Below are 18,788 nucleotides of genomic sequence, written 5' to 3'. Positions count from 1 at the left end.
TGTCCGGTATTGATCGTAGCGTGTGATGCATGACGACATTCGTACTGGTTCCCGGGTTCTGGCTCGGCGCGTGGGCCTGGCGCCCGGTCGCCGCCGCCCTGCGTGGGCACGGCCACGAGGTGTACCCGCTGAGTCTGACCGGCCTGGGCGAGCGCGCCCACCTGGCCCGGCCGGACACCGACCTCGACGTCCACGTCACCGATGTGGTCAACCTGCTGCGCTACGAGGACCTGCACGACGTGGTCCTCGTCGGGCACAGCTACGCCGGCGCGGTCGTGACGACCGCCGCCGCCGACCGCATGACCGACCGCATGGCCCAGCTGGTCTTCGTCGACACCGGCCCACTGCCCGACGGGGCGGCGAACGACGACTTCAACCCACCCCAGGAGCGTGAACGCAACGCGGCGGTGGTCGCCGAACACGGCGATGGCTGGCGGCTGCCACCCCCGCCGTGGGCCGAACTAGCGGCGACAGCAGCAGATGTGGATGAATCGGTCGTCACGCTGCTCGCTGAGCGATCGGCCGCCCAACCGTGGGCGACCGCCACCACCCCGGTGCGGCTCACCGGGGCGTGGGAGAAGCTGCCCCGCCTCGGCGTGCTGTCGAGCTTCACCGCCGAGCAGGCACGCGAGATGGCCGCCACCATGCCGCTGTGCCGGCACCTGGCCGGCGACTCGTGGCGGTACGAGGAACTGCCGACGTGGCACTGGCCGATGCTCAGCCGCCCGGCCGAGCTGGCCCAGATCCTGCACCAAGCCAGGCCGACGGCATAATCGCTACCGAGGGCCGGCTCAGCCGAGCCGGCCATCGGCCACGTCAGCCAGGATCAGCCGGCTCTCTAGACACTCCTCCTCTGCGCAGCAGATAGGTGTCCATCACCCAGCCACAGGCTTGCCGAGCAAGGGCGCGCCGCGCCCAGATCTCATCGGCGACTCGGTCGAGGTCGCCCGCGACAAGCTGCTCGTGCGCCGATCCGAGGTTCGCGCCCCACCAGATCCGCCAACCGGCCGGGTCGGGTAGACGCCGACAGGTCAGCGTCCCGTCAAGCATGACGAGCAGGTTGTCGCCGCCGGCGGCGGCGTCCTCGAGAAGGCGCCGGCCGGTCGTGATCGTGATCGACCCGCCGATCGTGTTGAGTACCAGGCCGTGCCGGGCCGCGAGCAGTTGGACGCTGCTGAGTCCCGGCACGACCTCCACCTCGACGTCGACGACTCCCCGTTCGACGATCCGGTGGGCCAGCCTGATGGCCGAGTCGTACAGCGTGGGGTCGCCCCAGACCAGGATGGCGGCGTCGCCGGGATGGTCCAGCAGCGTCTGCTCCCAGCGGACCGCCCGGGCCTCGTGCCAGGTCCGGACAGCGCCCTCGTAGTCGGGCGGGTCGGTGCGGTCGCGTTCGGGGTCGGGCACGGAAACGAGGCGCCGCTTCTTCCTCACATGTCGCGCGCAGATCGCCTCGCGCATCGCGATCAGGTCCGCCGTGCCGGGATGTTGCTCGGTCTTGTCGGCGACGAGGAAGTAGTCGACCTCGTTGAGCACCCGGGCGGCCTGGGCCGTCACGAGCTCGGGGTCTCCCGGTCCGAGCCCCACAAGCGCGAGGCGCCGGGTCATGCGTCGTCCTCCAGGTCACCCTCGATTTCGAGGTACACGCGTGCCATCTCGGCCATCACTGTGGTGTCCGGCTCGGCCCACAGGCCGCGGTCGGCCGCCTCGGTGAGCCGTTCGACGATGCCGCGCAGCGCCCACGGATTGGCCCGGCGCATGAACTGCTGGTTCGTCTCGTCCAGGACGTACTCCTTGGCCAGCGACTCGTACATCCAGTCGTGTACGACGCCGGCCGTGGCGTCGAAGCCGAACAGGTAGTCGACGGTCGCCGCGAGCTCGAAGGCACCCTTGTAGCCGTGGCGCTGCATCGCGGCGATCCACCGCGGGTTGACCACCCGCGAGCGGAAGACGCGGTTCGTCTCCTCCTGCAGGCTGCGGGTGCGTACGGCATCGGGGGTCGTCGAGTCGCCGACGTACGCTCTCGGTTCGGTCCCGGTAAGCGCGCGGACCGTCGCGATCATGCCTCCGTGGTATTGGAAGTAGTCGTCGGAGTCGGCGATGTCGTGCTCGCGGGAGTCGATGTTCTTGGCCGCCACCGCGATGCGCTTGTAGCTGCGGCGCATCTCGTCGCCGGCGGCGACGCCGTTCAGCGCTCGGCCGTAGGCGAAGCCGCCCCACGCGGTGTAGACCTCGGCGAGGTCGGCGTCGTCGCGCCACGTGCCGGACTCCACCACCTGCAGGATTCCGGCGCCGTACGAACCCGGCTTCGAGCCGAAGATCCGCGTCGTGGCGCGGCGCAGGTCGCCGTGCTCGGCCAGGTCCTGACGGGTGTGGGCGCGGACGAAGTTGAGCTCGTCCGGCTCGTCCAGCTGCGCGACGAGCTGCACCGCGTCGTCGAGGATCTCGATGACATGCGGGAAAGCGTCCCGGAAGAAGCCCGAGACGCGCAGGGTCACGTCGATGCGGGGACGGCCCAGCTCGTCCAGGCCGATGACCTCCAGGCCGTTGACCCGCCGGGAGGCCGGATCCCACATGGGACGAACGCCGAGCAGCGCGAGAACCTCGGCGATGTCGTCACCGGAGGTGCGCATGGCGGAGGTTCCCCACACCGACAGGCCGACCGAGCGGGGGTGCTCGCCGGTGTCCGCCAGGTGGCGGGCGACGAGCGACTCGGCCATCGCCTGGCCGGTCTCCCAGGCCAGCCGCGAGGGCACCGCCCTCGGGTCGACGGTGTAGAAGTTGCGCCCGGTGGGCAGGACGTTCACCAGACCGCGCAGCGGGGACCCGGACGGGCCGGCCGGGACGAAACCGCCGTCCAGGGCGTGCAGCACGTTGCTCAGCTCGTCGGTCGTGGCCGCCAGGCGGGGAACCACCTGCTCGGCGGCGAACCGCAGGACGTTTCGCACCGCCGGATCCTGATGCACGGACTCGACGGCCGCGACGTCCCAGCCCGCCTTCTCCATCGCGCTCACGAGGGCTCGCGCCTGGGTCTCGACCGCGTCGACCTCGGCGAGTGGGGCGTCCTCGGTCAGGCCGAGCGCCGCGCGCAGCCCGGGTAGCGCCTTCTCCTGCCCACCCCAGACCTGGGTCGCCCGCAACACGGCCAGCACGAGGTTGACGCGGGCCTCACCGACCGGCGCCTGCCCCAGGACGTGCAGGCCGTCGCGGATCTGCACGTCCTTGATCTCGCACAGCCAGCCGTCGACGTGCAGCAGGAAGTCGTCGAACTCCTCGTCGCCGGGTCGCTCCTCCAGACCCAGGTCACGATGCATCTGGGCGGACTGCATGAGCGTCCAGATCTGCTGGCGGACCGCCGGGAGCTTGGCCGGGTCCATAGCGGCGACGTTGGCGTGCTCGTCGAGTAGCTGCTCGAGCTTGGCGATGTCGCCGTACCCCTCGGCACGCGCCATCGGCGGAACCAGATGGTCGACGATCGTGGCGTGGGCTCGGCGCTTGGCCTGTGCCCCCTCGCCGGGGTCGTTGACCAGAAACGGGTAGATGAGCGGCATGCTGCCGATCGCCGCGTCGGTGGCGCAGGCGGCCGACAGCGCCGCGTTCTTGCCCGGCAGCCACTCCATCGAGCCGTGCTTGCCGAGGTGAACCACCGCGTCCGCGCCGAAGCCGTTCTCGAGCCAGCGGTAGGCGGCCAGGTAGTGGTGCGAGGGCGGCATGTCCGGGTCGTGGTAGATCGCGACCGGGTTCTCCCCGAAGCCGCGCGGCGGTTGGATGAGGATCACCACGTTGCCGGCGCGCAGGGTCGCCAGCACGATGTGGCCGGAGTCGTCGACGAACAGCGAGCCGGGTGCCTCACCCCAGGTTGTAGTCATCGCGTCGCGCAGCGCGGCGGGCAGGTCCGCGGTCCAGCGCAGGTACTGGTCGTGGCTGATGCGGACGTGGGACTCGGTCAGTTGAGCCTGGGTGAGCCACTCCTCGTCCTGACCACCGGCGGCGATGAGTGCGTGGATCAGCGCGTTGCCCGACGTGGTGTCGGGATCTTCGCCCTCGACCATCGGCAGCGGGTCCAGGCCCGGGATCTCGCCGGGCGAGCCGAGGTCGTAGCCGGCCGCACGCATGCGACGCAGGAGCCGGATCGCGGAGACGGGGGTGTCCAGGCCGACGGCGTTGCCGATCCGGCTGTGCTTGGTCGGGTAGGCCGACAGCACGAGCGCGACCTTGCGCTCGGCGGGTGCCAGGCGCCGGAGCCGCGCGTGGTTCACCGCGATGCCGGCGACCCGGGCGCACCGCTCGGCGTCGGTCTCGTAGCGGGGCAGGCCGTCGTCGTCGACCTCCTTGAACGAGAACGGGACAGTGATCAGCCGGCCGTCGAACTCGGGGATGGCGATCTGGGTGGCGGAGTCCAGCGGGGTGACGCCGTCGTCGGAGGCCTCCCACTCGGCCTTCGTCGAGGTCAGCGCGAGTGCCTGCAGCACGGGGACGTCGAGTGCCCGGAGCCGCTCGACGTCCCACGACTCGTCGTCCCCGCCCGCGCCGGCCGCGGCGGGCCTGGAGCCCCCGGCTGCGAGCACGGTGACGACGATCGCGTCGAGGGTGGCGAGCTCGTCGAACAGCTCGTCGGGGGCCGCGCGCAGCGACGACACGAAGATCGGGACGCCGGTGGCCGTACCGGTGGCGTCGACCGCGTCGGCCAGGTCGTGGGCGAAGCTGTGGTTGCCACTCACCTCGTGGGCCCGGTAGTACACGATGCCGACGCGCGGCAGGTCGCCGGCCGCCGGGCGGGACACCCCCCACTCGGGCAGCACCGCCGGGGGCTCGAAGCCCTCGCCGGTCAGCAGCACGGTGTCGGAGAGAAAGGCGTGCATCTGCCGCAGGTTCTCGGGGCCGCCTTCGGCGAGGTAACGGTGCGCTTCGGCGCACACCCCGATCGGGACGGTCGACAACTCCATCAGGGCGGCGTTGGGCGTGCGTTCACCGCCGAGCACCACACAGGGACGGCCGGACGCGTGGACGCGCGCGGTGAGGTCGCGGACGTCCTCGGGTGACCCGAGCACACGCAGCACGACGAGGTCCGCTGCGGCGACGAGCGCGTCACGGCGCTCGCCGGTGGCCCGGACGGGGTTCAGCCAGGAGTAGCCCGCGCCGCTGGTACGTGCCGAGAGCAGGTCGGTGTCCGAGGTCGACATGAGAGCGATGCGGGTCATGCTTCTCCTTCGATGGGCGCAGGCGTGCGCGGAATGCGCAGGTCGTCGACGGGCCGGCCGGCGCCCAGGTGCTCGCGGACCAGCCGCTCGGCGCCGTCGGGGCGCACCGGGCCGTACCAGGTGCCGTCGGGATGCACCACGGCCACCGGCCCGTGGTTGCACGGGAACAGGCAACCGGTCTGCGCCATGAGGACGTCTGCGTCGGTGAGTCCGGCCATCACGAGGGACCGGAGAATCTCGCGGTACGTCTCGTCCGCCCCGCGGGCGCTGCACCGCGGGCCGCGGCAGACCAGCAGGTGGTGCCGGTACCGCGGCGGCTGCTCCCATGCCGGTGACGAGAGCGGTGCCTCGCCTCCGGTGACGGTGCGCCCGCCGAATTCGATCACCGGCGGGTCGGCCTGCTGCCGGCGCCAGTGGCCGGCGACCCGGCCGATCCAGGATCGGGCATACGGAAGGTCGTCGGTGCTCACCGGCTCCAGCCGGACGGCACGGACGCCGTCGGCGTGCAGCCGATCGAGCAGGTGGGTCAACGTCGGGTCGCCGCCTTGCAGGAACGCCAGCTGGGCGCCGGCGGCTCGCGCACACCGGTGCAACTGGTCGGCGCGGGCGGCGTCCTGCAGCAGTGTCGCAACGTGTATGAGCGCGCTCACGGCTGCCGCTTCTCCATCGCACGGTCCGTGACGTCGTACCGCTCCACGGCGGACGCAGGTGCGCGCACGTGTTCCCCTTACGAGGTCGGGGGCTGTTTCGCGAAGCCCGGTAAGACCCGACGGCGGGTGCCGTGAGGGCCAGCAGGTCTTCGGACTCGGGATCGTCCGGACGGAGCGCCTTCCCAGACCGGTCGGTCCAGTGGCCTCGTGCTCCGCCCGTCACCCACACCGCTGCGCGTCAGTCCCGGATTCCCACCGGGTTCCCTGGCTCATCGCTGAGTTCGACTGGCGAGAGGACCGTAGCAGCCCAGCCGTCGGGCAGGGAACAGCCGGATCCTGGCACCATGACGCCGTGACCACACGTACCCGACGCGACCTGTGCCCAGGCCTGCTACGCCCGTGGATCGCCGAGGACGGCGCACTGGTCCGCGTGCGGTTGCCGGGGGGAACCCTGCCCATCGACGCGCTCGTCGCGCTGGCGGACGTGGCCGAGCAGCACGGCGACGGTGCGATACGCCTGACCAGCCGCGCCAACCTCCAGCTGCGGGGCTTGCACCACGACGGCGGGGTTCTGCCGGAGACGGTCGTCGACGCGGTGATGGCCACGGGTCTGATCCCGTCGCCGTCCCACGAGCGGGTGCGCAACATCATGGTCTCGCCGCTGACCGGGCGGGTCGGTGGACGGGCCGACCTGCGGCCGGTCGTACGCAGGCTGGATGAACTGGTGTGCGCGGAGGCCGGTCTCGCCGAGTTGCCCGGCCGGTTCCTGTTCGTCCTGGACGACGGCCGCGGCGATGTGGCCGGCCGGAACCTCGACCTCGGCCTGGTCGCCGTCGACGCCGGCCGTGCCCGGATCCGCGCCGGCCGTTCGGCGTGGGGCGAGGTGGTGACCCTCGACCGGGCCGCGCAGGCCCTGACGACGCTCGCCGCTCGTTTCCTCGAGGCCGCCGGAGCGCAGCCGGGATCACCGTGGCACGTCGACGAGCTGCCCGCAGGCGGTGAAGCCCTGCTGGGCGAGCGGGTCGAGGCCCTGCCCGGCACCCGGGTGGCCACCGGCCCGCCGGCCCTTGGCAGGATCACCCAGGACGACGGCCGCCACGCGCTGCACCTCGCCGTGCCCGGCAGCGGCCTGGACCGGCGCCTGGTGGATGAGATCGTCGCCTGGGACACCCCGCACGTCATCGTCACGCCGTGGCGCACCCTGATCGTGCCTGACCTGGAGAACGCATGACCCTCGCCCCACCGACACGCCGCTACGACTACGTGACCGACGGCGGGCAGATCTACGTCGACTCGTTCGCGACCATCCGCGCCGAGGCCGACCTGTCGGGCGTCCCGGTCGACGCGGAGAAGGTCGCGGTCCGGATGATCCACGCGTGCGGGCAGACCGACCTGGCTCGCGACCTCGTCATCCACCCGGCGCTGGTCGCCGCGGCCCGCTCGGCGCTGGAGTCGGGCGCCCCGATCCTCACCGATGCGCACATGGTCGCCGCGGGCGTGACCCGGGCCCGGCTGCCGCGCGACAACGAGGTCCGCTGCCTGCTGCGCGACGCGCGCGTCCCCGGCCTCGCCCGCGCCTGGTCGACCACGCGCTCGGCCGCCGCCGTGTCGCTGTGGGCCGAACACCTCGAGGGCGCCGTCGTCGCGTTCGGCAACGCGCCGACCGCGCTGTTCCACCTGCTGGAGATGCTGCGCGACGGCGCACCGCGGCCGGCGGCGGTCATCGGCACTCCGGTCGGCTTCATCGGGGCCGCCGAGGCCAAGCAGGCGCTGATCGACCTTGCCTGCGACGACCCGGAGCTCGACGTGCCGTACCTCGTCGTCACCGGCCGCCGCGGCGGCTCGGCGATGGCCGCCTCGGCCCTCAACGCCCTCGCCCAGGAGCGCGAATGAGCGAGCGTCAGCGAGCGGATCATCAACGCGGCGCCGTCATGAGCGGCCGGTTGTACGGCGTCGGCGTCGGTCCCGGCGATCCCGAGCTGATCACGCTCAAGGCCGCTCGGATCATCGGTGCGGCGGCCGTGGTGGCCTACCACCAAGGCGTCGGCAAGAGTTCCAACGCACGGCGGATCGCGGCTGGTCTCCTGCCCAGCGGCGTGGTCGAGGAGGCCCTCGTCTATCCCGTGACGACACAGGCGACCGACCACCCGGACGGGTATGCCGGCGCGATGGCCGACTTCTACGCCGAGTGCGCCGATCGCCTGCGCCGCCACCTGACCGCGGGCCGCGACGTCGTCGTGCTGTCCGAGGGTGACCCGATGCTGTACGGGTCGTTCATGTACCTGCACGACCGCCTGAGCGAGGAGTTCGAGACGCACGTGGTCGCCGGCGTGCCGGCGTTCGCGGCCGCCACGGCCACCACCGCGCTCCCCCTGGTACGCCAGACCGACGTGCTCACCGTGTTGCCGGGCACCCTGCCCGAGCCCGAGCTGGCACGGCGCCTGGCCGACACCGACGGCGCGGTGATCATGAAGCTCGGACGCACTTTCGCGAAGGTCCGCTCAGCGCTGGAGCAGGCTGGACGCATCGAGGGTTCCTGGTACGTCGAACGCGCCTCGATGGACGCCGAGCGGGTGCTCCCCGTCGCGGACGTCAACCCCGCGACGGTCCCGTACTTCTCGATCGTCCTGGTGCCCGGCGACACGCGTCCCGGCGTCGCACGCTACGACCGGCCCGAACGCGAGCCGGTCCGGGCGGCGCCCGGCGCGGAGGTCGTCGTGGTCGGTCTGGGGCCCGGGCCGGACGAGTGGCTCTCCCCCGAGGCCTCGCACGTGCTGGCCGAGGTGGGCCACGTCGTCGGGTACGGACCATACGTCCAGCGTGTACCGCAGCGGCCCGGGCTGGTGCGGCACGCCTCCGGCAACAGCGTCGAGGTGGACCGCGCCCGCGAGGCGCTCGATCTCGCGTTGGCCGGTGAGCGGGTCGCGGTGGTCTCCGGCGGCGACGCCGGCATCTTCGGCATGGCGTCGGCCGTGTTCGAAGCTGCCGAGGACCCGCGCTACGCCGGCGTCGCGGTCCGCGTGGTGCCGGGCATCTCGGCGGTCCAGGCGGTCGCGGCCCGCGCCGGCGCGCCCATCGGCGCCGACTTCGCGGTGCTGAGCCTGTCCGACCGGCTCAAGCCGTGGGAGGTGGTGGAGAAGCGGCTGCGCTCCGTCGCCGAGGCCGACCTGGTGCTCGCGCTGTACAACCCGCGCTCGCGCTCGCGCACCGCGCAGCTGGCGCGGGCCAAGGCGGTGCTGCTGGAGCAGAAGCCGCCGGGCACGATCGTGGTCGTCGGGCGCGACATCGGACGGACCGGCGAGAGCCTCTCCGTGACGACTCTCGGCGAGCTGGACGCGGAGTCCATCGACATGAGGTGCCTGGTGCTCGTCGGCGCCTCGGCCACCCGTGTCACCGGGAGCGGCCAGGTCTGGAGTCCTCGTTTCGTGCGGTGATCAAGGACGGGCGGGGCGCTCGCGGCCGGCCGCGTACAGAAACGACTCGCCGCCGCGGACATCCGGCCCCAGCGCCGGCCCGACGAGGATGACTGCTGCCTGGCGCAGTTGCGCGGCCTCCACCTGCGCACCGATGTCGGCCAGCGTCCCGCGCAGCACGAGTTCACCGGGCTGGGTCGCCCGGGACACCACCACGGCTGGGCACGTCGCGCCGTAGTGCCCGGCCAGCTCGGTGGCCAGCTCCCGGGTCCGGGTGACGGCCAGGTGCAGCGCCAGTGTCGCGCCGGTCGCCGCGAACGCGGCGAGTTTCTCCCCGTCGGGCATCGCCGTCGAGCGGGCCTGCGCACGGGTGAGCACGACGGATTGGGCCAGCTCGGGCACGGTCAGCTCGGCCCCCACGATGGCGGCGGCCGCGGCGTAGGCGGGCACGCCGGGGGTGATGTCCCACGGCACCTGGGCCGCGTCGAGCCGACGGGTCTGCTCGTGGACGGCCGAGTACAGCGACGGGTCTCCGGAACACAGTCGGACCACCTCCAGACCTTCGGCGTGCGCCCGGATCAGCTGAGCGGTGATCTCGTCGAGGTCGAGGTGCTGGGTGTCGACCAGGCGGGCGTGCGGGCGGCAGTGTCCGAGCACTTCCGCGTCCAGGTAGGTGCCCGGGTACAAGCAGACGTCGGCAGCGTCGAGCAGCCGCACGGCCCGCAGCGTGAGCAGGTCGGCGGCGCCGGGCCCGGCTCCGACGAAGTGAACGGTCATGATGCTCCCTTGGTGACGGACCACTGGCTGACCGCACGCCCCGGCGACCAGCCGGTGAAACGTCCGAGCGGTTCGGCTCGCTCGACGTGCAGCCGTACCAGCTCGCCGCCGTGGCGGTGGTAACGCTCCAGCAGGACAGCGTCGGTCTCGGCCGTGACGCCGTGCACGACGAGCCGCCCTCCGGAACGCAGCGCCGCCCAGCAACTGTCCAGCACGCCCGGCGTCGTCGCGCCTCCGCCGACGAACACCGCGTCGGGACGTCGCAGGTGGCGCAGTGCGTCGGGTGCCCGGTCCTGGACGACTTCGAGCGAGGGCACCCCGTGACGCTGCGCGTTGGCACGAACCAGGGCGGCCCGATCGGCACGTGGCTCGATCGCGACCGCGCGGGCTGTGGGCCACGAACGCATCCACTCCACCCCGATCGATCCGCTGCCGGCGCCGACATCCCACAGCAGTTGCCCGGGGGCGGACGACAACCGCGCCAGTGCGCTGGCGCGCAGGTCGCGTTTGGTGATCTGCCCGGTGTGCTCGAACGCCTCGTCAGGCAGCACCCCACCGGTCGCCCACCCCGGCCCGGTCCCCTGGACCTGCACGGCCACGATGTTCAGCCTCGGCACGCCGGCGACATTCCAGCTGTGAGCGACCGCCTCCACACGCGACTCAGCCGGCGACCCCAGGTCACCGAGCACGACCATCCGCGAGTCGCCCCAGCGGTGTTCGGTGAGCAACCCCGCGACAGCCGCGGGCGTCGACTCGTCACTGGACAGCACCAGCAGCCGGCGGCCCGCGGCGAGGGCCGGCACGAGCAACCGGAGATCCCGGCCCACCAGGCTGATCACCGTCGTGGTCTCGGCCGGCCAGCCCAGCCGTGCACGCGCGAGAGCGACCGATGACACCGCCGGCACGACCGTCACCCGTTCGGCGCCGAGGACATCCAGCATCGTCGTGCCGATGCCGGATACGAGCGGATCCCCCGAGGCGAGTGCGACGACCGGTTCACGGCAGCCCTCCAGCATGCCGGCGAGGCGTTCCCGGAGCGGGGAGGGCCAGACGACCCGGTCCTGCCCCTTGACCGCGGGCATCGACTCGAGGTGCCGGCGGCCGCCCAGCAGGGTCGCCGCGCTGCGTACCAGTGCTCGGGCCGGTTCGGCCAGACCCGCCCAGCCGTCGGCTCCGAGCCCGACGACGGTGACGTGCGCACTCATGGGGGTGAACCTTAGCCCGGTGTGTTCCGGACCCGGGCCCCTGCCCGGACCGTCCGGACAGCGTCTAGGGTGGCTGGCAAGGTTCGAGGTGCCCCACAGCTGACGGCTACGGGGAGAATCTGGGAAGCCGGTGAGAGTCCGGCACAGGGCCCGCTGCGGTGACCCCGGCACAGACCGGGGAAGTCCGAAGACCGGCCTCGATCCGACCCGCGACGCGACCGCGACGCGGAACGCCATGGCAGATCGAGCGGGAGCCCTACATGCCAGCGCAGTACCCCTTCTGTGCCGTCGTCGGCTCCGACGACATGACCCTCGCCCTCACCCTGGTCGCCATCGACCCGCTCATCGGCGGTGTCCTGGTCCGTGGGGAGAAGGGCACCGCCAAGACCACCACCGTCAGGGCACTGGCCCACGTGCTGCCCCCCGTCCGGGTCTTCGAGGGCGACCGTTTCTCGGTTGATCCGGACGACCCCGCCGCGGCGTCCCCCGACGGACCGTTCGACCTGACCACACGAGTCGTCGAGCGCCCGGTTCGGCTCGTGGAGCTGCCGATCGGCGCCAGCGACGACCGGGTGACCGGCTCCCTTCAACTCGACGCCGCGCTGCGCGACGGTGTCGTCGCCTTCGAGCCGGGTCTGCTGGCTCGTGCCCACCGCGGCCTGCTCTACGTCGACGAGGTGAACCTGCTGCATGACCACCTGGTCGACCTGTTGCTGGACGCCGCCGCCACCGGGCGGGTGAGCGTCGAGCGCGACGGCATCTCCGTCGAACACGCCTCTCGGTTCGTGCTGATCGGCACGATGAACCCCGAGGAGGGCGAGCTACGCCCGCAGCTGCTGGACCGCTTCGGCCTGACCGTCGAGGTGGCCGCTCCGCGCGACCCGGCGTTGCGGGCGGAGGCCGTTCGCCGCCGGCTGGCCTTCGACGCCGACCCCGACACGTTCACCGCTGCCTGGGCGCACGCGCAGGCACAGCTGCGCGCCCGTCTGGCCGACGCGCAACGCTCGGTGGCAGCGGTGACGCTCGACGATCAGACGCTGACGGCGATCGCCGAGATCTGTGCCGCGTTCGACGTCGACGGGCTCCGCGCCGACCTGGTGACCGCCCGGACGGCCGTCGCGCACGCCGCCTGGCAGGGACGCGACCAGGTGACCCGCGCGGACATCCGCGTGGCGGCCCGGCTTGCCCTGCCGCACCGGCGTCGGCGCAACCCGTTCGATGAGCCGGGCCTGGACGAGGAACGTCTCGATCAACTACTCGGCCGCGACGATCCCGGCCCCGAGGATGACGGCCCGGGTGACGGCCCCGGCGGAACGCCGCACGACGATCGGGCCGAGCAGGCCCCGGGCGGCACGTCGGAGTCCCTTCCGCGCTCCGGCGCGGAGCCCGGCCGCCAGGCACCGCCGGCGGATGCGGCGAGCGGGACGGTCGTCCCGGCCGGCCAGCCGGTACGCGCCCGGCTGCTCGTCGTGCACGGTACCGGTGAGGGGCAGTCCGGACGCCGCTCGCGAGCGCGCACCCCGCAGGGCCGCGTCGCCGGGGTGAGACGCGACCGGTCCACCTCCGGTCGGCTTCACCTGCCCGCCACGATCGCCGCCGCCGCACCGCACCAGGTCTCCCGCGGCGGTCTCACCGCCGGCCGGGGCCTCGTGCTGTCCTCCACCGACCTGCGTCGGGCCGAGACCGTCGGCCGGGAATCCAACCTCGTCCTGCTCTGCGTCGACGCGTCCGGGTCGATGGCCGCTCGGCGCCGCATGGAGCAGGTCAAGACAGCGGTCCTCGCGCTGCTGCTGGACGCCTACCGTCGCCGTGACAAGGTGGCCCTGGTGACGTTCCGCGGGCACACCGCGGACGTCGCGTTGCCGCCGACCGGCTCGGTCGACGTCGCCTCACGCCGTCTGGCGCAGCTGCCCGCCGGCGGACGAACCCCGCTCGCCGAAGGCCTTGAGCAGTCGGCGGAGGTTCTGCGCCGGGAGGCGCTGCGCGACCCGTTGCGCCGTCCCTTGCTCGTGGTCGTCACCGACGGGCGTGCCACTGCCGGGCCGGATGCGCTCGGCCGAGCCCATCGCAGCGCCCGGCACCTCGCCGCGTCCGCCGTGCAGAGCGTCGTCGTCGACTGCGAGACGGGCCGTTTCCGGCTCGGGTTGGCGGCTCAGCTCGCCGCCCACCTGCGGGCCGAGCACATGCCACTCGGCGAGGTGACTGCCGACGGTCTCACCGGCGTGGTGCACGCCGCGACCGCACGGCGCGAGCGGGTGGCCTGATGCCGCAGGGCAAGCCGCTCATCGTTCCCGAAGACGGGCTCAGCACGCGGCAGCGTCGCAACCGCCCGCTGCTCATGGTCCACACCGGTAACGGCAAGGGGAAGTCGACCGCCGCCTTCGGCCTGGCGATGCGGGCCTGGAACCAGGGCTGGGACATCGGTGTCTTCCAGTTCGTGAAGTCCGCCAAGTGGCGCATCGGCGAGCAGACCGTGCTCGAACGCCTCGCCCGCCTGCACGAGGAGACCGGTGAAGGCGGCCCGGTCGAGTGGCACAAGATGGGCTCGGGCTGGTCGTGGAGCCGCAAGAGCGGCACCGACGAAGACCACGCCGCCGCCGCGGCCGAGGGCTGGGCCGAAGTCAAGCGGCGCATCCGGTCCGAGCGGCACCGCCTGTACGTGCTGGACGAGTTCACCTACCCGATGCAGTGGGGCTGGGTGGACGTCGACGATGTCGTCGAGACCCTGGCGAACCGCCCGGGAACCCAGCACGTGGTCGTCACGGGCCGCCGCGCGGACCCACGCCTGCTGGAGGTCGCCGATCTGGTCACCGAGATGCAGCATGTGAAGCACCCGATGGACGTGGGCCAGAAGGGCCAGCGGGGCATCGAATGGTGACCCTGCCACGGGTCCTCGTGGCGGCACCGGCCTCCGGGCACGGCAAGACGACGGTCGCGACCGGGCTCATGGCCGCGCTCGCCGCCCGCGGGCACGTCGTCTCCGGCCACAAGGTGGGGCCGGACTACATCGACCCCGGTTACCACGCCCTCGCCACCGGTCGACCCGGCCGCAATCTCGACCCCCACCTGGTCGGCCCCTCGCTCATCGTGCCTCTGCTGCTGCACGGCGCGCGGAACGCCGGCGTCGCGGTCGTCGAAGGCGTCATGGGTCTGTTCGACGGCCAGATCGGCGGCGACGGGTTCGCCTCGACCGCGCACGTCGCGACGCTGACCCGGACACCGGTCGTCCTCGTCGTGGACGTCTCGCACGCCGCACGCAGCGTCGGCGCGGTCGTGCACGGCATGGCGACCTTCGAGCCCGGCGTCACAGTCGCCGGCGTCGTACTCAACAAGGCGGGCTCCCCCCGCCATGCCGCCGAGGTCGCCCGGGCCGTGGAGTCCGTCGGCGTCCCCGTCCTGGGCATTCTCCGGCGTGACGAGGGAGTCAGCGCCCCGTCGCGGCACCTCGGGCTCGTTCCGGCCGCCGAACGCGACACGGCGGCCGATTCGCTCGGCCGGCTCGCTGAGCAGGTCGCGGCGCACGTGGATCTGGACGCCGTCCTGGAGATCTCGCGCACCGCACCGGACCTCGAGGCAGCACCCTGGGAGCCCAGCCGACAGGTCTGCCGCTCCGCCTCGACGGCTCCCGTGGTGGCGGTCGCGGCCGGCCGCGCGTTCACCTTCCGCTACACCGAGACCACCGAGCTGCTCGAAGCCGCGGGATGCGCCGTCATCCCATTCGATCCCGCGACCGACCCACACCTGCCCAGCGGCACTCGGGGGCTGTACCTGGGCGGTGGCTTCCCGGAGGTGCACGCCGCGGCGCTGAGCGCGAACACGCGCCTGCGCGCCGAGTTGCGCCAGGCCGTGCTGGACGGCGTCCCCACCGTCGCCGAATGCGCCGGTCTGCTGTACCTGTGCCGCACCGTCGACGGCCGCCCCATGGTCGGGGCGCTCGACGCGGACGCCGTCATGACCCCGCGCCTCACCCTGGCCTACCGGCGCCCCGTCCTGGCCGACGACCAGCTCCTCGGGCCGGCCGGAGCCGCAGCGACCGCGCACGAGTTCCACCGGACGACCGTCGCCCCGGTGCACGGCGACCGTCCCGCCTGGACGGTCGACGCCGGGCCCGTCGGTTACGCCGGCCCCACCCTGAGCGCGTCCTACCTGCACGTGCACTGGGCCGGTCACCCTCACCTCGCCCAAGCCTTCGCCGACGCCGTCGCGTCGCAAGCCCGCCCCGCCCCGCGCGCCTCGGTGCCGGCCGAGCCGGCATCGGTGGTGTGCCCGCCGCCAGCGCACGAGGAGGCCGGGACCGGCGGTGACCTGCTCCACCACACGGACGACAGGAGCCCGCTGCCTCGGCCCGACTGGCTTGACCGGTCACTGCGTGACGGTGTCGCCGCCTGCACCAGCTACCCCGACCCCACAGTGGCGCAGCGGGCAGTGGCACGGCGCCACGACCGCCGCACCGAGGACGTCCTCGTCACCGCCGGGGCCACCGAGGCGTCCTTCCTGCTCGCCCGCGCCCGGCCGTGGCAGCGCCCGGTCGTCGTGCATCCGCAGCTCACCACGCCGGACGTTGCCTTGCGCGCCGCCGGCCGCACCTCGATCCACGTCCTGTGCCGGCCCGGGAACGGGTTCGCTCTCGAGCCGGATTCGATCCCCGCGGACGCGGACCTCGTCGTCATCGGCAATCCCGCCGACCCGACGGGCCGGCTGCACCCGGCTGCGACGATCCGTGCGCTGTGCCGGCCTGGACGGGTGGTGGTGGTCGACGAGTCGTTCATGGATTTCGTCCCCGGCCAGCCGGACGGTCTGGCCGGGCACCGGGTCACGGGACTGCTGGTCATCCGTACCCTCGCCAAGCTGTGGTCCATGCCCGGCATCCCCGCCGGTTACGTCATCGGCGACCCCGCCGTACTGGCCGACCTGCGCGCGCAGCAGCCGCCGTGGTCGGTCAGCACCCCCGCCCTGCACGCCATCGCGGCGACCGCCGGTCCCGAGGCAGCACGCGAGGCCGTACGGCGAGCGCGCCGGACCGAGCAGCACCGGCGGATCCTCGTCGACGGGCTCAGCGAGCTCGGCGTCGAGGTCACCGCTTCCAGTGCCCCGTTCGTGCTCGCGCGGCTGGGGTCCGCCGCCCGGATCCTGCGCGGCCAAGGAATCGCCGTGCGGCGCGTCGACACGGTTCCCGGTCTGGACGACACCTGGATCCGCATCACAGTGCCCGAGCCCCCGGTCACCCGCCACCTGATCGCCGCACTGGGAGTCCACACCGCATGGAGATGAACGTCACCGGACGCCGCGTCCTCGTCCTGGACGGCACCGATCACGCCGTTCCGATCGTCGCGGGGCTGCTGCGCGACGGCGCCGATGTGACCGTCCATGCCGCCACAGCCTGCGCCGCCCTGGAGGATCTCGCCCAGCGCGGCCGGCTCGGGTTGACCAACGACCCCGCCGACGAAACAACCTTCGACCTGGTCATCCGCTCCGTGCCGCGACCGCGGCCCCAGCCTGCCGCCGCGACCACGGGTACCGGCCGCGTGACGCTCGTCGGCGCAGGGCCGGGCGACGCCGGCCTGGTGACGGTCGCCGGACGAGCCGCGATCGAAACCGCCGACGTCGTCGTCGCCGACCGGCTCGCCCCCTGGGAGTCGCTGGCCTGGGCACCTCCGGGCGTGCAGGTCATCGACGTGTCCAAGATCCCGTTCGGGCGCTCGACCAGCCAGGAGGACATCAACCGGCTCCTCGTCGAGCACGCGAAGGCCGGCAGGCACGTCGTACGGCTCAAGGGCGGTGACTCGTACGTGTTCGGCCGCGGTTTCGAGGAGGTCCAGGCGTGCACCACCGCCGGCGTCCCGGTCACGGTGGTGCCCGGAGTCACCTCCAGCGTCGCGGCACCGGAGCTGGCCGGTATCCCGGTCACCCACCGCGGCCTCGCCCAGGGATTCACGGTGATATCCGGCCACGTCCCACCCGGCCACCCGGATTCCACGCTGGACTACGCGGCTCTGGCTCGATCCGGTACCACGCTGGTCGTGCTGATGGGTGTGCGGACCCTGCCGGCCATCACCGAGGCCCTCATGGACGGCGGGCTGTCTCCCGACACACCGTGCGCCCTCGTGGGCGACGCCAGCCTGACCAGCCAACGGGTGATCCGTAGCACGCTCGCCCGCATCGCCACCGACGCGGCAGCGATCGGCCTCGGTGCCCCGGCCGTCGCCGTCATCGGTGACGTGACCGCCCTCGAACCGTGACCACGCAGTACGCACGCACCCGGCGCCACACCCTTCAGGTGGGCTCGCCGCTCTGTTAGCCTCGTGTCACCTTGCTGGCGGAAGCCGGTGTGAATCCGGCGCAGTCGCGCTACTGTGACGCCGCTCGCGGCGAAGCCAGACCCTCCAGCCAAGGCGAACATCCGTCGATGGGACGCTGCATCCCCAAGGAGTGTCACATGCCTCAGGCAACCACGGCCGTCCCGGCCGCCCTTCCCCGCATCCCGGTCTCCGCCCTCGCTCCGTGGGCGGTCTTCTTCTCCCTGCTCGCCCTCGTGGTGCTGTTCTTCGTGGGCGCCGAGCAGGGCGCTTTCTCGGTCATCGAGGGCACGATGGTGCACGAGTTCGTCCACGACGCCCGGCACGTCATGGGCTATCCCTGCCACTGATCCCCGCGCCTCGTCCGGCCCGGATTCCTGTCCGGGCCGGGAACTCGTTCTCTCCTCATCGACATCGCCGGCAGTTCAGGCTGCCCGCGGTGCTGCCCTCACGATCGGGATCCGCATGACCCCCCGTACCTTTCTGCTCCGTGGCTTGATCGCCGGTCTCGTCGCCGGCTTCGCGGCCTTCCTCATCGCCTACGCCATCGCCGAACCCCAGATCGACACCGCCATCGCCATCGAGGAGGCCGGCTCAGCCGCAGCCGCGCACAGCCACGACGCCACGGCCGCGGACGACCACCACGGCGAGGCCGCCGATGTCTCCCGCGACACACAGTCGACGTGGGGCCTGGCCACCGGCACCATCCTGCTCGGCACGGTCCTGGGTGGTGCCACCGCGCTGGCCGCGGCATTCGCGCTCGGCCGGCTGGGATCCCTGTCGCCGCGGTCCTCCACCGCCCTGGTCGCGGCCACCGGCTTCGTCGCGACGGCCCTCGTGCCCTTCCTCAAATACCCGTCCACCCCACCGGCGGTCGGTAGCGGCGACACCATCGGCGAGCGCACCGCCCTGTACTTCGGATTCTGGACGATCAGTCTCGTCGCCGCGATCGCGGCCGTCATGCTGGCCCGCCGTCTGCTGGCCCAGCTCGGCGCCTTCGCAAGCGTCGTCGTCGGCTGCGCCGTCTACCTCGTCGTCGTGGTCATCGCCGGCCTGATCCTGCCGACGGTCAACGAGGTCGGCGACTTCCCAGCCGACACACTCTGGTATTTCCGCCGCGAGTCGATCCTGACCATCGCCGCCCTGTGGGCGGTGCTCGGCGTGGTCCTGACCGGCCTGGTCGGTCGCGACGCGGACCGGGTCGCCGAGGCTCAGCGCCGCCGCGAACTCGCCGCCTCCCTCTAGC

14 protein-coding genes, 2 pseudogenes and 3 riboswitches are annotated in these 18,788 nt (G+C 72.6%); of the genes and pseudogenes, 11 read left to right on the top strand and 5 right to left on the bottom strand.

All coding sequences use genetic code 11. From position 1 onward, the window contains the following. The first annotated feature begins 29 nt into the window (after positions 1–29). Positions 30–773: an alpha/beta hydrolase gene (locus tag ABIH81_RS20210; protein ID WP_349876460.1), complete on the top strand. Its 744-nt coding sequence runs from the start codon at positions 30–32 to the stop codon at positions 771–773. Positions 774–816: 43 nt separating this feature from the next. Here ABIH81_RS20210 and cobF read toward each other — a convergent pair whose 3' ends face one another. The 3 genes from cobF to ABIH81_RS20195 are packed head-to-tail and all read right to left on the bottom strand — an operon-like array spanning position 817 to position 5,851. Next, a complete protein-coding gene (gene cobF / locus ABIH81_RS20205) occupies positions 817–1,608 on the bottom strand; it encodes a precorrin-6A synthase (deacetylating) (RefSeq protein WP_349876459.1) in 792 nt (263 codons plus the stop codon). Then, positions 1,605–5,201 (bottom strand): cobaltochelatase subunit CobN, encoded by a 3,597-nt coding sequence (gene cobN / locus ABIH81_RS20200; protein WP_349876458.1) that lies wholly within the window; start codon positions 5,199–5,201, stop codon positions 1,605–1,607. The genes cobF and cobN overlap by 4 nt, the downstream gene beginning before the upstream one ends. Next, on the bottom strand, positions 5,198–5,851 hold the full coding sequence (locus ABIH81_RS20195) for a (2Fe-2S) ferredoxin domain-containing protein (RefSeq protein WP_349876457.1): 654 nt from the start codon (positions 5,849–5,851) through the stop codon (positions 5,198–5,200). The genes cobN and ABIH81_RS20195 overlap by 4 nt, the downstream gene beginning before the upstream one ends. A gap of 122 nt (positions 5,852–5,973) precedes the next feature. Then, positions 5,974–6,156: riboswitch (cobalamin riboswitch) on the bottom strand. A gap of 47 nt (positions 6,157–6,203) precedes the next feature. Here ABIH81_RS20195 and ABIH81_RS20190 point away from each other — a divergent pair. Genes ABIH81_RS20190 through ABIH81_RS20180 form a run of 3 tightly spaced genes read left to right on the top strand, consistent with a single transcriptional unit; the run spans position 6,204 to position 9,285 of the window. Beyond that, positions 6,204–7,082, top strand: coding sequence for a sulfite reductase subunit beta (locus tag ABIH81_RS20190; RefSeq protein ID WP_349876456.1), 879 nt, complete (start codon positions 6,204–6,206; stop codon positions 7,080–7,082). Beyond that, positions 7,079–7,744 carry a precorrin-8X methylmutase gene (locus tag ABIH81_RS20185; protein WP_349876455.1) on the top strand — a complete coding sequence of 222 codons (666 nt, stop codon included), beginning with the start codon at positions 7,079–7,081 and terminating at the stop codon, positions 7,742–7,744. The genes ABIH81_RS20190 and ABIH81_RS20185 overlap by 4 nt, the downstream gene beginning before the upstream one ends. Before the next feature lie 38 nt (positions 7,745–7,782). Next, a complete protein-coding gene (locus ABIH81_RS20180; RefSeq protein ID WP_349876454.1) occupies positions 7,783–9,285 on the top strand; it encodes a precorrin-2 C(20)-methyltransferase in 1,503 nt (500 codons plus the stop codon). On the opposite strand, the gene ABIH81_RS20175 is transcribed toward ABIH81_RS20180, so the two are convergent. Together ABIH81_RS20175 and cbiE are read right to left on the bottom strand one after the other, a co-directional pair. Beyond that, positions 9,286–10,041 (bottom strand): SAM-dependent methyltransferase, encoded by a 756-nt coding sequence (locus ABIH81_RS20175; protein ID WP_349876453.1) that lies wholly within the window; start codon positions 10,039–10,041, stop codon positions 9,286–9,288. It abuts the gene before it with no gap. Then, the gene (cbiE, locus tag ABIH81_RS20170) at positions 10,038–11,246 is read right to left on the bottom strand and encodes a precorrin-6y C5,15-methyltransferase (decarboxylating) subunit CbiE (RefSeq protein WP_349876452.1); all 1,209 of its coding nucleotides are present in this window, start codon (positions 11,244–11,246) and stop codon (positions 10,038–10,040) included. Before cbiE ends, ABIH81_RS20175 begins: the two co-directional genes overlap by 4 nt. Positions 11,247–11,315: 69 nt before the next feature. Then, positions 11,316–11,461, top strand: a riboswitch (cobalamin riboswitch). A gap of 45 nt (positions 11,462–11,506) precedes the next feature. On the opposite strand from cbiE, the gene ABIH81_RS20165 reads away from it, so the two are divergent. The 7 genes and pseudogenes from ABIH81_RS20165 to ABIH81_RS20135 all read left to right on the top strand — a co-directional run bounded on the left by ABIH81_RS20165 (position 11,507) and on the right by ABIH81_RS20135 (position 18,787). Continuing rightward, a complete protein-coding gene (locus ABIH81_RS20165) occupies positions 11,507–13,510 on the top strand; it encodes a VWA domain-containing protein (protein ID WP_349876451.1) in 2,004 nt (667 codons plus the stop codon). Then, the gene (cobO, locus tag ABIH81_RS20160; protein WP_349876450.1) at positions 13,510–14,124 is read left to right on the top strand and encodes a cob(I)yrinic acid a,c-diamide adenosyltransferase; all 615 of its coding nucleotides are present in this window, start codon (positions 13,510–13,512) and stop codon (positions 14,122–14,124) included. The genes ABIH81_RS20165 and cobO overlap by 1 nt, the downstream gene beginning before the upstream one ends. Next, positions 14,118–15,431 (top strand): annotated as a pseudogene (locus ABIH81_RS20155) (cobyrinate a,c-diamide synthase); the annotation flags it as partial. The gene cobO and the pseudogene ABIH81_RS20155, both read left to right, overlap by 7 nt. A gap of 51 nt (positions 15,432–15,482) precedes the next feature. After that, entirely contained in the window at positions 15,483–16,517 is a 1,035-nt protein-coding gene (locus ABIH81_RS20150; RefSeq protein ID WP_349881163.1) for an aminotransferase class I/II-fold pyridoxal phosphate-dependent enzyme, read from the top strand. 248 nt (positions 16,518–16,765) lie between these two features. Beyond that, positions 16,766–17,485 (top strand): annotated as a pseudogene (gene cobA, locus ABIH81_RS20145) (uroporphyrinogen-III C-methyltransferase); the annotation flags it as partial. A 79-nt stretch (positions 17,486–17,564) separates the two neighbouring features. Continuing rightward, positions 17,565–17,626, top strand: a riboswitch (cobalamin riboswitch). A 56-nt stretch (positions 17,627–17,682) separates the two neighbouring features. After that, positions 17,683–17,892: a CbtB-domain containing protein gene (locus ABIH81_RS20140; protein WP_349876449.1), complete on the top strand. Its 210-nt coding sequence runs from the start codon at positions 17,683–17,685 to the stop codon at positions 17,890–17,892. A 115-nt stretch (positions 17,893–18,007) separates the two neighbouring features. Continuing rightward, positions 18,008–18,787: a CbtA family protein gene (locus ABIH81_RS20135; protein ID WP_349876448.1), complete on the top strand. Its 780-nt coding sequence runs from the start codon at positions 18,008–18,010 to the stop codon at positions 18,785–18,787. The last annotated feature ends 1 nt before the right edge of the window (position 18,788 follow it).

The sequence above is a fragment of the Micromonospora sp. HUAS YX12 genome, from assembly GCF_040215685.1.
In the GTDB taxonomy this organism is placed as follows: domain Bacteria; phylum Actinomycetota; class Actinomycetes; order Mycobacteriales; family Micromonosporaceae; genus Micromonospora; species Micromonospora tulbaghiae.
The sequence above is the reverse complement of the archived record's forward strand: the minus strand, read 5'-3'. Positions and strand labels throughout refer to the sequence as shown.

Bases quoted from the DNA above. Each gene is read 5' to 3' on its own strand.
- ABIH81_RS20210 (WP_349876460.1), top strand. From the start codon at position 30: ATGACGACATTCGTACTGGTTCCCGGGTTCTGGCTCGGCGCGTGGGCC.
- cobF (WP_349876459.1), bottom strand. From the start codon at position 1,608: ATGACCCGGCGCCTCGCGCTTGTGGGGCTCGGACCGGGAGACCCCGAG.
- cobN (WP_349876458.1), bottom strand. From the start codon at position 5,201: ATGACCCGCATCGCTCTCATGTCGACCTCGGACACCGACCTGCTCTCG.
- ABIH81_RS20185 (WP_349876455.1), top strand. From the start codon at position 7,079: ATGACCCTCGCCCCACCGACACGCCGCTACGACTACGTGACCGACGGC.
- ABIH81_RS20180 (WP_349876454.1), top strand. From the start codon at position 7,783: ATGAGCGGCCGGTTGTACGGCGTCGGCGTCGGTCCCGGCGATCCCGAG.
- ABIH81_RS20175 (WP_349876453.1), bottom strand. From the start codon at position 10,041: ATGACCGTTCACTTCGTCGGAGCCGGGCCCGGCGCCGCCGACCTGCTC.
- cbiE (WP_349876452.1), bottom strand. From the start codon at position 11,246: ATGAGTGCGCACGTCACCGTCGTCGGGCTCGGAGCCGACGGCTGGGCG.
- ABIH81_RS20165 (WP_349876451.1), top strand. From the start codon at position 11,507: ATGCCAGCGCAGTACCCCTTCTGTGCCGTCGTCGGCTCCGACGACATG.
- cobO (WP_349876450.1), top strand. From the start codon at position 13,510: ATGCCGCAGGGCAAGCCGCTCATCGTTCCCGAAGACGGGCTCAGCACG.
- ABIH81_RS20140 (WP_349876449.1), top strand. From the start codon at position 17,683: ATGCCTCAGGCAACCACGGCCGTCCCGGCCGCCCTTCCCCGCATCCCG.
- ABIH81_RS20135 (WP_349876448.1), top strand. From the start codon at position 18,008: ATGACCCCCCGTACCTTTCTGCTCCGTGGCTTGATCGCCGGTCTCGTC.